General features: G+C 35.1%; 14 protein-coding genes, 1 tRNA gene, 1 other RNA gene and 1 other annotated feature. Of the genes, 3 read left to right on the forward strand and 13 right to left on the reverse strand.

The window, feature by feature from the left end; translation table 11 throughout:
- Positions 1–271: 271 nt before the first annotated feature.
- The 7 genes from SLH52_RS22940 to tadA all read right to left on the reverse strand — a co-directional run bounded on the left by SLH52_RS22940 (position 272) and on the right by tadA (position 4950).
- Entirely contained in the window at positions 272–544 is a 273-nt protein-coding gene (locus tag SLH52_RS22940; RefSeq protein ID WP_320211525.1) for a pro-sigmaK processing inhibitor BofA family protein, read from the reverse strand.
- A gap of 275 nt (positions 545–819) precedes the next feature.
- Positions 820–1044 (reverse strand): YaaL family protein, encoded by a 225-nt coding sequence (locus SLH52_RS22945; RefSeq protein WP_320211526.1) that lies wholly within the window; start codon positions 1042–1044, stop codon positions 820–822.
- Between the two features lie 48 nt (positions 1045–1092).
- Positions 1093–1689, reverse strand: coding sequence for a recombination mediator RecR (gene recR / locus SLH52_RS22950; RefSeq protein WP_214484749.1), 597 nt, complete (start codon positions 1687–1689; stop codon positions 1093–1095).
- A gap of 215 nt (positions 1690–1904) precedes the next feature.
- Entirely contained in the window at positions 1905–2228 is a 324-nt protein-coding gene (locus SLH52_RS22955; protein ID WP_413785581.1) for a YbaB/EbfC family nucleoid-associated protein, read from the reverse strand.
- A 27-nt stretch (positions 2229–2255) separates the two neighbouring features.
- Positions 2256–3947 (reverse strand): DNA polymerase III subunit gamma/tau, encoded by a 1692-nt coding sequence (gene dnaX / locus SLH52_RS22960; RefSeq protein ID WP_320211527.1) that lies wholly within the window; start codon positions 3945–3947, stop codon positions 2256–2258.
- A gap of 139 nt (positions 3948–4086) precedes the next feature.
- An RNA gene (ffs, locus tag SLH52_RS22965) (signal recognition particle sRNA large type) lies at positions 4087–4351 on the reverse strand.
- Positions 4352–4467: 116 nt separating this feature from the next.
- Positions 4468–4950 carry a tRNA adenosine(34) deaminase TadA gene (gene tadA, locus SLH52_RS22970; RefSeq protein ID WP_320211528.1) on the reverse strand — a complete coding sequence of 161 codons (483 nt, stop codon included), beginning with the start codon at positions 4948–4950 and terminating at the stop codon, positions 4468–4470.
- Positions 4951–5629: 679 nt separating this feature from the next.
- Between tadA and SLH52_RS22975 the strand changes: the two genes are divergently transcribed.
- Together SLH52_RS22975 and SLH52_RS22980 are read left to right on the forward strand one after the other, a co-directional pair.
- Positions 5630–6289, forward strand: a complete 660-nt coding sequence (locus SLH52_RS22975) for a deoxynucleoside kinase (RefSeq protein WP_320211529.1) — start codon at positions 5630–5632, stop codon at positions 6287–6289.
- Positions 6267–6935 (forward strand): deoxynucleoside kinase, encoded by a 669-nt coding sequence (locus tag SLH52_RS22980; RefSeq protein ID WP_320211530.1) that lies wholly within the window; start codon positions 6267–6269, stop codon positions 6933–6935. Before SLH52_RS22975 ends, SLH52_RS22980 begins: the two co-directional genes overlap by 23 nt.
- A 182-nt stretch (positions 6936–7117) precedes the next feature.
- Here SLH52_RS22980 and SLH52_RS22985 read toward each other — a convergent pair.
- The 6 genes from SLH52_RS22985 to guaB form a co-directional block, all read right to left on the reverse strand.
- A tRNA-Ser gene (locus tag SLH52_RS22985) sits at positions 7118–7210 on the reverse strand.
- Between the two features lie 189 nt (positions 7211–7399).
- Positions 7400–8674: a serine--tRNA ligase gene (serS, locus tag SLH52_RS22990; protein WP_320211531.1), complete on the reverse strand. Its 1275-nt coding sequence runs from the start codon at positions 8672–8674 to the stop codon at positions 7400–7402.
- A gap of 214 nt (positions 8675–8888) precedes the next feature.
- Positions 8889–9122 (reverse strand) — a binding site (T-box leader).
- A gap of 54 nt (positions 9123–9176) precedes the next feature.
- On the reverse strand, positions 9177–9767 hold the full coding sequence (gene pdxT, locus SLH52_RS22995) for a pyridoxal 5'-phosphate synthase glutaminase subunit PdxT (protein WP_320211532.1): 591 nt from the start codon (positions 9765–9767) through the stop codon (positions 9177–9179).
- Between the two features lie 16 nt (positions 9768–9783).
- Positions 9784–10668 (reverse strand): pyridoxal 5'-phosphate synthase lyase subunit PdxS, encoded by an 885-nt coding sequence (gene pdxS / locus SLH52_RS23000; protein WP_320211533.1) that lies wholly within the window; start codon positions 10666–10668, stop codon positions 9784–9786.
- A gap of 283 nt (positions 10669–10951) precedes the next feature.
- Positions 10952–12325, reverse strand: coding sequence for a serine hydrolase (locus SLH52_RS23005; RefSeq protein WP_413785582.1), 1374 nt, complete (start codon positions 12323–12325; stop codon positions 10952–10954).
- A gap of 458 nt (positions 12326–12783) precedes the next feature.
- Complete coding sequence (guaB, locus tag SLH52_RS23010; protein WP_320211537.1) at positions 12784–14250, reverse strand: IMP dehydrogenase; 1467 nt, start codon at positions 14248–14250, stop codon at positions 12784–12786.
- A 125-nt stretch (positions 14251–14375) separates the two neighbouring features.
- On the opposite strand from guaB, the gene SLH52_RS23015 reads away from it, so the two are divergent.
- A complete protein-coding gene (locus SLH52_RS23015) occupies positions 14376–15356 on the forward strand; it encodes a YaaC family protein (RefSeq protein ID WP_320211534.1) in 981 nt (326 codons plus the stop codon).
- Positions 15357–15496 lie beyond the last annotated feature (140 nt).

Consider the following 15496-nt stretch of genomic DNA (forward strand, 5'->3'; position numbering starts at 1 on the left):
GCCGCCAGCGTTCGTCCTGAGCCAGGATCAAACTCTCCAATAAAGTTTGATTGCTCATTTGTTCAAAAAAAATTAACGTTGACGCTTTTGTTTTGTTTAGTTTTCAAAGAACTTTATTAAAACGACTTAATTATCATATCACTTCAGTCAGTTTGTGTCAACACTTTTTTAATTCAATGTGTTGTCTGAAGCAGCGACAAGAAGTAATATATCATATAATTAATAATAGAGTCAATTGGTTTTTACAAAAAAAATAAACAACCATCTATTGTTATACACTCGGTATTACGAATAGTTGGATAATTATTAGAGCTGTTAAGCCTGGAATGCCTAAAAAGCCCGATATAGCGGATGTAATAAAGTTTATCGGTATATGTAATCCTAAACTAGCCCCAAAAGCATTTAAGAAAAATAAAAATAAAGCACCAATTAATAGTTTAATAAACCCTTGCCCTATTATACGTAACGGTTTTATCGGAGCACCTACTAATAATAGTAGCACGATAATAAATATAAAAATTGATATTACAAGAATAGGTTCCATTCCTATACCTCTCCTCTATTGTTTTTACTACAATATATTGAACAAGCATAGGAAAAAGAACTTTAAAATTATCTAGATGATAGGAAAACACTTAACTTGTAATATATATTTCGTATAATTTATTTTCGAACATTGAATCAAATACATATATAACAAGTGTGCGTGGCACCCTATCGTCTTTCAAAACGTTGATCATAACGTAAAACTACGCCAATATGATCTTATATAGAAAAAATAGCATCAAATTTTACTAAATGAGCGTTACAACAAAACATTTATGTGAATTTAGCCATTGAAACTTGTCGATTTTTTGCTTCTCTTAGAAGGAAAAAATAAGTAGATTCAATAACCTTAAGATCATTAAGAAGCTCTCTTGATGGCTCAACACTTTTTTCAACCATCTTCTTTTGATGTTCCCAATCCTTTTTCACTTCTTCAATTGTCTTAATAAGGGATTTATCGTATTGCTTACGTAACTTACCTTTTCTTAGAAAAAACATACTTAAACACCTCATCAAGTAGCCTTCACTGAGCTTAGATTATTATTGCTAGAGCTCTCTTCTACCCTCTAATGCTTTAGAAAGAGTTACCTCATCCGCATATTCTAAATCTCCACCAACAGGGAGACCATGGGCAATTCTAGTCATTTTTATATTGGCTGGCTTTAACAACCTAGATATATACATGGCAGTAGCTTCACCTTCAATATTAGGATTAGTTGCCAATATTATTTCTTGTATCTCATCATCTTGTAGTCTCTTTAACAACTCAGGAATTTTTATATCTTCTGGTCCAATACCGTCCATAGGTGATATAGCTCCATGCAAAACATGGTACAATCCATTGTATTCTTTCATTTTTTCCATTGCGATTACATCTTTTGGATCTTGAAGTACACAAATAACACTCCGATCACGGCGCTCATCTTCACATATATAACATGGATCTTGGTCAGTAATATGGCCACACTTAGAGCAATACGTTAAATTTCTTTTGGCGTTGACTAAAGCTTTAGCAAAGTCAAGCACAACATCTTCTTTCATATTTAACACAAAAAAAGCCAGACGAACGGCCGTTTTTGGACCTATCCCTGGCAGTTTCATAAAACTATCAATTAGTTTTGATATTGGTTCAGGATAATGCATAGGATAACCTCCCAGATAAGAAAAAGCGCAAAGCGCCTGTTTATATACAATAACCATATGACGAGCTGTCAAGAAGGTGTGGTTTTGCTAATTTGTTAACGGGATTGTAGCTAGACAATTTCGATCAATGTTAACGTCCTATTTATCCCAACAAGCAGTAAATCCGATTATTAAAAGGTGATTTTTACCGTTTAATAATCGGAAGGTTATTCTCTCTAGAACATTCCACCTGGTAAGTTCAATCCTTTAGTGAATTGTCCCATCGTATCATTAGTCATCTCTTCTACTTTCTTTAACGCTTCATTTGTAGCAGCAAGTACAAGATCTTGAAGCATTTCAATGTCTTCAGGGTCTACAACCTCTTCTTTAATTACTACATCGATGACCTCTTTATGGCCATTAACAGTAACTGTTACCATTCCTCCACCAGCTGTTCCTTCAATCGTCTTATCACCTAGTTCTTCTTGAGCTTTTTGCATATCCTTTTGCATTTTTTGCATTTGTTTCATCATTTTTTGCATATTTCCCATTCCACGCATTATTTATTCCTCCTTATATAATTCTATCTATTCTTTCATCTCAATGAGATGATCACCAACTAGTTTTTTAGCCTCTGTAACAAGTAAGTCCTCTTCATTTTCATTATCTTCTTCATCTCTTTGACCACGAATATACTCTTCTCTGATTTCTGACCATTTTTCTTCTGGAACACCGACCAATTCAAAACGCTTACCGACCATCTCAATTAATATACCATCAACATTATCACGAATATTATTATTATTTTCCGCGACCATTTTACAATGGATTTCGTATTTGAATTTTAATACAAAGGCATCATTTGAGGCAGCGACAGGTTCACTATCGTTTAGTAGAGCTGCATGAGAAACCTTATTTTGTTTTCTTAACAAGTCTAACATATCACCCCAACGACTTTTAATTAATTGGAGGTCTTGTTTAGTAGCATTATTCAGTATTTCCTGAATGCGACCAGTCGGTGTTTTGTAGCCGCTTTTTCTTGTTCCTTTTTGCGATCGCTTTTCTTGTGATGAATCTATTTGTTGTGCATGAGTATGTTGAGAACTAACTTTTAGTTGGTTTAGTTCTGATTCTAGCTGTTCTATTTTTGACATTAATGAATTAACTTCCGGCAATTGCGTTATCGTCTCAGGCTCTTCAAATTGGCAGAGCTTTACAATCGTTACCTCTAAAAATATGCGAGGATGATTTGTCCACTTCATGTCTTGTTGGCTTTTATTCAATCGATCAATCATCGTGTAAATTTCAGAAGACCTAAAATTGTCAGCCAATTGCTTAAATTGGTCATCAATTGTTATTCGTTCAAGAACATTTTCCAGATTTGGAGCTGTTTTATATAGTAGCATATCACGGAAGTACATGATTACATCTTCAACAAACCTCATTGGATCTTTACCTTGATTCATTAACGAATCTAGCGATTTAAGCCCTTTGGATACATCTCTATCTTTTAAGGCAGCAACGATATCAGCGATAAAAGACTGCGAAACAGATCCTGTAATCGTTAGCACATCATCCAGCTGAACTTCTTCCCCGCTAAAAGATAATGCTTGATCTAACAAACTTAATGCATCCCGCATTCCACCTTCTGCTACTCTTGAAATTGCGTGTAACGCATCATCTTTCACAATTACCTGTTGATGTTGAAGAATAGTTTTCAACCTTAAGGTAATTGTTTGTGGTGATATTCTTTTTAAATCAAACCTTTGACACCTCGAAATAATAGTTAATGGTATTTTGTGAGGCTCTGTTGTAGCTAAAATAAAAATAACGTGCTCTGGCGGTTCTTCCAAAGTTTTCAATAACGCATTGAATGCACCTATAGATAACATATGCACTTCATCAATAATGTACACTTTATATCTAACTGCACTCGGTACATACTTCACCTTATCTCTTATATCTCTAATTTCATCTACGCCGTTATTAGATGCTGCATCAATTTCAATAACATCAGAAATTGATCCATCTGATATGCCGCGACAACTACTGCATTCATTACACGGATCTGCAATAGGCGCTCTTTGACAATTTACTGCTTTAGCTATAATCTTTGCAATAGTTGTTTTCCCGGTACCTCGAGGGCCAGAAAAAAGATATGCATGTGAAAATTTTTGCTGGAGCAGTGCATTTTGAAGTGTTTTCGTAACGTGGTCCTGACCAACTACATCATGAAATTGTTGTGGTCTCCAAACACGATATAAAGCTTGGTAACTCAAAAACACGCCCCCTTCACATTTTTATCTTATTCATTATACCTTACTTAATTAATCATTTTCAAAGTGAAAGATAAATCTTTTTATTTAATTATACAAAAAACTCACTCTTAAAGAGTGAGTTTTATTTGTATAATAACTGCCGTGCACCTTCCGTTGATTAGTCATCCTAGGCGTTACTTAAGCAGTTAGCTCGGTCTAGGCAACCCCACGGCACATGAGAGCTTCCGCTTACTGCTGCTTCCTTCCGGACCTGACAGGGTTCACGGATTCCCATTGCGTGGGACCCAGACGTCAACACCACTTACTTAAGTCAGACCCTAAAATGGACTAACCGCAAGAAGGGATTCGGCCTCGCTAGAGCGGATTGCGAGTATAGGGCACCGCTACCTCCCCGCTTAGCACGGCAAAATTGAAACCAAATATTATATGCATTGTTACCAACGCAATTAATAGTATAAAGCCTTTAGCGAAAAATTGCAATGAAATACAGACTGTAAATTATATGAAAATTATTTTTTTGTTAACTTTCTTTCATTTTTTTCTCTTTATTCCTTTTTCGTATATTATTAAAAAAAGTTGTTAAGATAGAACCACATTCTTTCTCCAAGATTCCACTTTCAACTTCTACTTGATGGTTGAACCTTTTCTCGTCTAAAAGATTCATGATTGTTCCAGCACAACCTCCCTTTGGATCTTTGGCGCCATAAACAACCCTTTGAATTCTTGACAAAACAATGGCTCCAGCACACATCGGACATGGTTCTAGCGTAACATATAACGTCGTATTTTCTAACCTCCAAGATCCTATACTTTTACATGCTTCGTCAATTGCAAGTAATTCAGCATGGGCTAATGATCTTTGTTCTCTTTCACGTAAATTAAATGCGGAAGCAATAATTTCATTATCTTTCACAATTACAGCACCAATAGGAACCTCATTTAGTTGTTCAGCTTTCTTTGCTTCATTAAGAGCAAGGCGCATGTAATATTCGTCTTTATCCATTCTTTATCTCCTTGTCATATAGTGGGCAAAGGCTATGGGCCTTCCTGAAAATTGGTACATCTATTCACTCGAATTCACTTTTTGCCTTCTGTACTTAATATCTAGGGACTCATAGTCCAAATAACTAAACAAATAAATTTTACAAGCGATACAGTTAAGTCATCTTAAAATTAAGTACTTTAAGAGAGCTTCCATTATAAGTGCTGTTTTAGCATTAATTTTTGCTTTTCGTTCTTATTTATAAGCACGTATATATCTAGCGTGCGAGGCATCTTTTCTATTTATATTTTTTGAGCTCCTTTAAAACATTTCATACTGTCCATTTTAGTATAACAACATAGTTTACGAAAAGAGCCTTAATTAACTTATATATGTTACATTAAACAGTAGTCTCTTTCGTTCCTTTCATATATAATTTACCAATGATAATATCCAAAAGCTAATATAATTATTTTTATTTCCCAACAATTTCTTTCAGATTGTCACACCGTGAAATGATTCACTGTGATAAAATACAATTTGTCAGTTTTTTGATCGTACGTTTGGTTGTTATTCAAAATGCATATGCATTTTAATCTTCTCCCTACATGATAGAAGCTTAATATTTCAAACCTCGTACATGAATATAACTCGAATTCAAAACAGGATTTTCTTTACCTTTTAAGAGGGGGACAACATAATGAAACAAACACCTTTTATAACAGTAGAGGGCCCAATCGGTGTCGGGAAAACTTCACTCGCAAAAGCAATTGAAAATCATTTTAACATCCATTTATTAAAAGAAATCGTTGATGAGAATCCTTTTTTAGGGAAATTTTATGAAAATATTGACGAGTGGAGTTTTCAGTTGGAAATGTTCTTTCTTTGTAATAGGTACAAACAACTTGAAGACATTGAACAAAAGTATATAAGAAAAAATAAAGCAGTAGTATCTGATTATCATATTTTCAAGAACTTAATCTTTGCTGAACGCACGCTCAAACATCACCAACTTACTAAATATATTCAAGTATACAATATCTTAACTGCGGATTTGCCTACTCCAAATGTAGTTATTTACTTACATGCAAGTTTAGATACATTACTTAATAGAATTAATATGCGTGGTAGAGACATTGAAAAAAACATTGAGCCTAGCTATTTAGAACAATTATGTAGTGATTACGAACAAGCAATGGAACAATTTGAACGTGAAAATCCTACAATTCCAGTTCTCCGCTTTAATGGTGATCAACTCGACTTCGTCCAAAATCAAAATGATTTAGAAATGATTCTTAACATACTACAACAGACTTTACTAAAAGGAGTAGAATTCAATGAATTTGCGAGAAAAATATGAAATACCAAATGATGCTGTTATTACAATAGCAGGTACAGTGGGTGTAGGTAAATCAACGATGACAAATTCGTTAGCTAACGCTTTACAATTCCGTACATCCTTTGAAAAGGTTGATTCAAACCCTTATTTAGATAAATTTTATAGTGATTTTAATAAGTGGAGCTTTCACTTGCAAATTTATTTTTTAGCAGAACGTTTTAAAGAACAGAAGAAAATATTTGAATACGGTGGAGGATTTATACAAGACCGTTCTATTTACGAAGATACAGGTATTTTTGCAAATATGCATTACGAAAAAGGAACAATGTCTGCTGTAGACTATGAAACATATACAAACCTTTTTGAAGCAATGGTGATGACACCTTATTTCCCGCATCCTGACTTGTTAATCTACCTTGAAGGAAGCTTAGATGATATTATTTCTCGGATACAAGAGCGTGGTCGACCAATGGAACAACAAACACCTATTGAGTATTGGAAAGAAATGCACGAACGATATGAAAATTGGATAAACAATTTTAATGCGTGTCCAGTTTTACGCATTAACATCAATGATTATGACATCATTTCAAACAAACAGTCAATTGAGCCTATTATTGAACGAATATCAACGTTTATAAAACATTCAAGGGTGTTAACTAAATAGCAACAAAAAAAAACGAGCAATGGATTGCTCGTTTTTTATATGTAATTATCGTATGAATTATGACGGGCGTTGCCGTAATGACGATCACTATTCAAAAATTATACTAAAAAATTCGTTACACATGTAACGAATTCAACAGATCTCCAATTATATTATGCGCTTGATAATTGTAATCAAAATTATGGCGGAGGAAGAGGGATTCGAACCCCCGCGGGCTTTGACACCCCTGTCGGTTTTCAAGACCGATCCCTTCAGCCGGACTTGGGTATTCCTCCGTATCGACAAGAATTAATATACCATATTACAAACAAGCCTGTCAACATAAATTAAAAACTTTTTTGAGGAGAGTTTCCACTCTCCTCCATTTATTCTACTTACCATTGTATTAGTAATAAACAATTTGCTGACTTACATTAAATGACCGTTTCTTCCCAACAACTTAATTATTTTTCCCACTGTAGTTATTAGCCAATTACCTCTTTATTTCTCATATATGGACGTAATACCTCTGGGATAATGACTGTTCCATCTTGTTGTTGATAATTCTCTAGTATTGCAGAAACTGTACGTCCAATAGCTAATCCAGACCCATTTAACGTATGAACATGCTCTGGTTTTCCTTTTTTATCACGACGGAATCTAATGTTTGCACGACGTGCTTGAAATGCCTCAAAATTACTACAAGATGAAATTTCACGGAATGTTCCATAGCTCGGCAACCATACTTCGATATCATACTTTTTTGCAGCGGTAAAGCCAAGATCTGCTGTACACATACTCATCACACGGTATGGTAAACCAAGTAATTGTAGTACTTTTTCAGCATGACTAGTTATTTTTTCTAATTCTTCATATGAATGCTCTGGTTTAACAAATTTCACAAGTTCTACCTTGTTGAATTGATGCTGTCGAATAAGCCCTCTCGTATCTCTACCAGCTGAGCCAGCCTCAGAACGGAAGCATGAACTATATGCTGCATAATTAATAGGGAGTTGTTCACCAGACAATATTTCATCTCTATATAAATTCGTAACGGGTACTTCCGCAGTAGGAATTAAGAAATAGTCTTCACTATCAATTAAAAAAGCATCCTCTTCAAACTTAGGAAGCTGACCAGTTCCTGTCATACTAGCGCGATTCACTAAATATGGCGTCAATAACTCCTCATACCCATGCTCTTCAACGTGTAGGTCTAGCATAAAATTCATTAAAGCTCTCTCAAGCCTTGCCCCTAAACCTTTATAAAATACAAACCGGCTACCAGTTACCTTACTAGCACGTTCAAAGTCTAAAATATTTAGTTCGTCAGCTATTTCCCAATGGGGTTTTGGCTCATAAGTAAATTGAGGAACTTGCCCCCATTGACGTACCTCTACATTGTCATCCTCAGTTTCACCAACTGGGACACTCTCATGTGGTATATTAGGTATTGATAATAATAATTGTTGTAAAGTCTCCTCAACCTTACGGAGTTCAACATCAAGCTCTTTTATATGCTCTCCGACTTGTCTCATTTCAGTTATTAGATGATCTGCATCTTTTTTCTCACGTTTAAGCATTGCGACTTGTTGAGAAGCTTCATTTCTTTTACTTTTTAATTCCTCAGTTTTTACGATTAATTCACGACGCTTTTGATCAAGTTCCTCAAAGCGTCCTAAATCTGTTAAATCTTCTCCTCGAAATGTTAGTTTTTCTTTAATTTCATCAAAATTTCCTCTTAATACTTTTAAATCTAACATTGTTACCCCTCCTTTAAAGTAATGGCTGTTTTCGTATCAAGATCAATTGTTTTTACTTACTAAAAATACATTCAACAGGTAACTAGTGTTGGTGACATCTGTTTTTCTTTAAAGCAATGATAATTGCCAAAGAGAAAATAGCTGTTTTCATTTAGTAACAATCGACAAAGCTTACGAAAAGGGCCTAAACAAACAAAAAACTCCCGTCCCTATAAGAAGGGACGAGAGTTAACCCGCGTTGCCACCCTAGTTAAAGACAATGACATCATTATCTTTCACTTCAAATAAATAACGGTACTTTACCGAAAATACTTACTACCCTTAAAATAGGTTTGTTCAGTATTTTTGCTCGAGGATGGATTCACAAGTCTTCCCCATCGGTTCGCACCAACCACCGACTCTCTTTCAGAAAAAGATTCTTGTTACTATTTCCTGTCGTTGCTTCTTCATTTTTAAATTGGTATACATAATTTACTATAAGTATTTTGAACTTGCAACTGTTTTATACATAATTTTTTTCTTTCGCTTCTTCAACCATACTAACAAAATAACTCATTAACCGATAATCCTCTGTTAATTCAGGGTGAAAGGAACATCCTAGAAACTGGTCCTGCCTAGCTGCTACAATTCTGTTATTATGCTTTGCTAATACCTCAACATCCTCTCCTACTGAGACGATATGAGGAGCGCGGATAAATACAGCAATAAAATCATCGGCTACGTGAGATATTGAAAGCTTTGCTTCAAAACTTTCTCTTTGGCGACCAAACGAGTTTCTTTCTACGGTTATATCCATAACCCCAACGTGGGCTTCCTTGTAGCCAACAATATCTTTAGCTAGCAAAATTAAACCAGCACATGTCCCAAACATAGGTTTACCTGCCGAAGCGAATTCTCTTAGTGGTTCCATAAAACTATATTTATCAATTAAACGACGCATCGTTGTACTTTCGCCCCCAGGTAAAACTAACCCCTCAACTTCATTTAATTGCTCAACCCTTTTTATCACAACAGCTTCTGCACCTGCAGCTTCTATAGCCCAAACATGCTCACGCACTGCTCCTTGAAGGCCTAAAACACCTATTTTCACCATATCTACTACTCCTTAATTACCATCCACGATCTTGCATTCGATGCTCTGGTAAGATTGATGAAATTTCAATACCTTTCATCGCTGTACCTAAACCTTTAGAAAGACTAGCAATTAACTCATAGTCTTCGAAGTGTGTTGTTGCTTCAACAATCGCACGTGCAAACTTTGCAGGGTTTTCTGATTTAAATATACCCGAACCAACAAATACTCCATCAGACCCTAATTGCATCATTAACGCTGCATCCGCAGGTGTTGCAATTCCACCAGCAGCAAAGTTAACGACTGGCAATCTACCTTCATTTTTTATTTGTAAAAGAAGCTCATAAGGTGCTCCTAAATTTTTTGCTTCTGTCATTAATTCATCTACACTCATACTAGAAACTTTTCTAATTTGAGCATTTACCTTACGCATATGACGTACAGCTTCAACGATGTTCCCTGTACCAGGCTCTCCTTTTGTACGAAGCATCGAAGCACCTTCGGCAATACGTCGAGTCGCTTCTCCTAAATCACGGCACCCACACACAAAAGGCACAGTATATTCTCTTTTATTTAAATGATACTCTTCATCCGCAGGTGTAAGAACTTCACTTTCGTCAATATAGTCTACACCTAAAGATTCAAGTACACGTGCTTCAACAATATGGCCGATACGCGCCTTCGCCATAACTGGAACCGAAACAGCATTCATTACCTCTTCAACTATTGTTGGGTCTGCCATTCTTGCTACTCCACCAGCAGCTCTTATATCAGCAGGAACTCTCTCCAAAGCCATAACTGCCACAGCTCCAGCTTCTTCAGCTATCTTCGCTTGCTCAGCGTTTACCACATCCATGATAACGCCACCTTTTTGCATCTCTGCCATACCACGTTTTACGCGATCAGTACCTGTATTAACCATTAATGTTGTCCTCCTTGAGCCATTATTAATCCATTGTGTATTATTTTACATTAAAAAACTAGAAAATCCTAATAGTAAATTTTCATTTTTATCAAGAAAAGATTAAACACCTTATTCATCCACAGTCTACATTGGAATAATTTCATTTGAATATGCTTTTAACTTCGGTCGTTAGCTGAAGTTAAAGGTCATTTTCAAATTCAATATACTACACCCTTCATTCTTTTAAAGAAGGCTCCCATCAAGGGAGCCAATCATCATTTTATACATGTTATAAATGTGGTTAAAACCAGCCTTTTACTGTTTCAGATACACTTGTCCATACATCTGAGAAAAAGCCACCAATTCCTCTAGTCATTAAAACAAACCAGTTTGCTTTTTCTACAGCTGCTTTCGTGATGATTTCTGTTTGCAAAGTTTTTTCACCTTCTGAGGTTAAAAAACCATAACCATTGTCACCTTCGTATGAAACAGTCATCGTCCCTACTACATCACCTTTTTTAATAGGAGCAGTTAGCGCACCGTCTTCTGTTAATACTTCTTCACTAATATTAAATACAGGCTGGAACAGTTCTTCTTCACCATTTTTAATTACTGTCTTGATTGGTTTTTCTGTATATACTTCAATCTCTTTTTCTTTACCCTTTACAACAGGAACAATAGCTTCTTTTTTAATTTGATAACCTTCAGGATAGAGTTCTTGCATTTTAAAGTTAGAGAATGCAAAATCTAAAAGCTTTTCAGTTTCAATAAATCTAGCTTCTGCCATGGATTTCCCGTTTGATTTCGCGTTCATAACAACAGTGATATAACGCATGCCATCTCTTTCTGCAGTACTAGTAAAACAATAGCCGGCTAAATCAGTAAATCCTGTTTTTATTCCGTCTACCCCTTCGTATTCATAAACTAATCCTGGAAGCATCCAGTTCCAATTAGCCATCTGAATAGGATATTCTCCCTCTTCTCGGAACACTTTTTTAGAAATACTTGCTGTTTTAATAATTTCTGGGAAATCACTAAATAACTTATAAGCTAGTGTTGCTGTCGTTCTAGCAGACATTAAATTTTCATCACTTTTACTTGTACCTTCAGGGTGCATATCATAAAGACTATTATTATTAAGACCTGTAGAATTAACAAACTTGTAATCCTTCAAGCCAATTTCTTTCGCTTTAGCATTCATCATCTTAACAAATTCTGTTTCTGTATTTGCAATTACTTCAGCTAAAGCTATTGTTGCACCATTAGCTGAATATATTGCCATTGCTTCATAAAGCTCTTTTACCGTATATTCTCCTCCTTGAACGAGAGGAACATTTGACAAGCTTGTATCTTGAGATATTTTATATACATAATCTGTTACTTTATATTTTTGATCCCATGTTACTTTTTCTTGATCAATAGCTTCTAATAACAGATATTCTGTCATCATTTTGGTCATACTTGCAATACCTAGAATTGTATCGATATTTTTTTGATATAAAATCTTACCTGTCGACGCTTCTACAACTATCGCTGCATCAGCTTCTATATTTAATTGATCTTCTTGAGCATACGCACGTTGAGATGTATTCGTAAATGTCATTAATATTAGCATTGATAAAAGACTTATAATTAAGCCTTTTTGAAATCTGTTTTTCACTAAAAAACCCTCCATCATTAACATTACATAGACGTTATTGTATCATATTCTACTAAAAAAAAATAGATAGTGTTATACACACTATCTCCTGACAATCATAAAACACAATTATTAAAAGCTTGATTCACATCTCATTGCATCAGTTTTACAATTTATGCTAACTTGGCTAGTGAATGAATTTGCTTTAACCGATTCAATCTGTAATTCCTTTTGTCTTAGAATGTCATGCAAGCGCACTTTTATATAGTTTTTTGTCCTCGGTTGACGATCATGTATAATTTATTTAGGCTTTTTTCATAAACTTTGTTGCTATTGTTATTCTACTAGTACCAAAATAAGTGGTTTAACATGGTTAGACATTGTTGTACGGAAGAAAAGATGCCACAAATTCTAGTTGTGTACGTGTTTGGTTTCTAGTACGAAAAGCAACAACTAATGCGAAAACAGCCTTTATTTATCAACTGCTAACCTTGTTAACTCGTTGAATAGTTAGGGGACTCTTTTGTAATTTGTACATCATGCGGATGGCTTTCTCTCAAACCTGCCCCAGTCATCCGAATAAATTGAGATTTTTCTCGAAGTGCTTCTAAATTTTGTGCACCACAATAGCCCATTCCTGATCGTATACCACCGATTAGCTGATATACCGTATCTGCTAAAGGTCCTTTGTATGGTAAACGACCTTCTATACCCTCAGGGACAAACTTCTTATTATCTTCTTGGAAATAACGATCTTTACTACCTTTTTCCATCGCTCCAACAGATCCCATTCCACGATAAACTTTAAATCGACGGCCTTGGAATATTTCTGTCTCTCCTGGACTTTCAGTTACACCCGCAAGCAGACTACCTAACATGACCACATGCCCACCAGAAGCCAAAGCTTTAACAATATCTCCTGAATATTTTATTCCACCATCTGCAATAATCGCGACATCGTGTTTTCTAGCTTCAGTGGCACAATCATAAATTGCAGTAATTTGTGGTACACCAACTCCAGCTACTACACGAGTTGTACAAATGGAACCTGGTCCTATTCCTACTTTAACTACATTTGCACCTGCTTCAATCAAGTCCTTTGTAGCCTCAGCTGTTGCAACATTTCCAGCAATAATATCTAATTCTGGATAAGTTTGACGAATCTTCTTAACTGTATCTAACACCCCGATTGAATGACCGTGGGCAGTATCAACAACAATGACATCAACACTTGCTTTCACTAATGCTTCCACACGAAGCATTGTATCAGCTGTAACACCGACAGCAGCCCCTACCAATAAACGCCCTTGTTTATCTTTTGCTGAATTAGGAAACTCAATAACCTTTTCAATGTCTTTGATCGTAATTAAACCTTTTAGTACTCCTAGATTATCTACAAGAGGTAATTTCTCAATTTTGTGATGCTGTAGTATATTCTCAGCTTCTTCTAATGTCGTCCCAACTGGAGCAGTTACCAGTTCTTCCTTTGTCATAACATCAGAAATTAACATAGAATAGTCTTGGATAAAACGTAAATCACGGTTTGTAATTATACCTACAAGTTTTTGCTCCTCGTTATTATTGACGATCGGAACACCTGAAATACGGTATTTCCCCATTAAATGTTCTGCATCATACACTTGATGTTCAGGAGTTAAAAAAAACGGGTCTGAAATAACACCACTTTCAGATCGTTTTACCTTATCAACTTGCTCAGCTTGTTGTTCAATTGACATATTCTTATGAATAATACCCATTCCACCTTGGCGCGCCATAGCAATTGCCATTTCGGCTTCTGTAACTGTATCCATTCCTGCACTAATCACTGGCACGTTCAACGTTATTTTTTTTGTAAGCTGAACTTGTAAGTTTACTTCTCTAGGTAACACTTCTGATCTAGCTGGAACTAATAATACATCATCAAACGTTAAACCTTCTTTAACAAATTTTGATTCCCACAACATCAAGTCCCCCTTTTAATAGAAAAAAATATTATTAGTAGAGTATCAACTGGATAAACTACTGTCAAGGAAGTAAAGATAAGTTAGAATTTTCAAATATATACTTATGTAATGGAGGAAGACAATTGATAAGTAGTAAAGACGTATGGCAATCATTTTCTTCATTTTTTTCTGCAGTAACGGTCAGAGATTTTTTAAATCAAAGTTATACTAAATTAAAGGTGATTGAAAATGAAAAAAGGAGCTACGAGAATTGTTACCCATTCATTTACTATATAGAACATGGGAAAAACTATTATCAACTTGCTTCTCAAGCACCATTCTCTATACAACCGGTTTTGTTATTTTACGGGATGGTACAGTTACTTAAAGCATGTTTATTAACAGTTGACCCACAATATCCTGAAACCACTTCGGTATTAGCTCATGGTGTATCAACACGAAAAAGAAAAAAACAAAGCTATGAGTTTTTATTTGATGAAGTAAAAGTTCAAAAAAATGGGTTGTTTTCTTGTTTTTCCGACAAAATGTTTCACATGAAACATCTTGAGGGAGAGAAGTTTTCAATGATTTCATTATTAAAAGAAGTCCCTGAGTTATATGATCTTTTTGAAATGACCAACAACAAGCTGAATAGCTGTACAGTTGCTCACAAATCAGACCAGCACTTAACATTCCCAAAAGACATTTTAGACGTGTTGCATATGACTTATAATCGCTTTACAGAACATATTAATCATACTATCCCATATAAACTACATATTGATAAACAATATCAAAACCAAGACACTATCACCTTTACAATGGACGATAGCGAATCATTACATCCTTTAACATGCATGCCATTGAAATATCATATGACAAATGAAACTTATTATTTTGTAATTAATCGAGAACGACCTAATAACATATCTGAAATTATGGTTCATTATTTATTACTATACAATTTAAGCATGATTTGTCGATACGAGACAGAATGGTGGAATGAATTATTGCATTCATACGCAAGTAACGATTTCCCATTTATCCAAAGGTTTTTGAGCATTACAACTACTAAAGCACCATTTCTACTTTTACAATTCTTATTGAAAAACACATATAAATAAGAATTACCAACAATAAACTCGTACCTTATCTTAAAAAGGCAGTGAGAAAACAAGACAGCAAAAAACACAGAGAACTGCTCTGTGTTTTTTAATTGCCTGGCAACGTCCTACTCTCACAGGGGGAAACCCCCAACTACCAT

It is taken from the genome of Cytobacillus sp. IB215665 (assembly GCF_033963835.1).
In the GTDB taxonomy this organism is placed as follows: Bacteria; Bacillota; Bacilli; order Bacillales; family SM2101; genus Nanhaiella.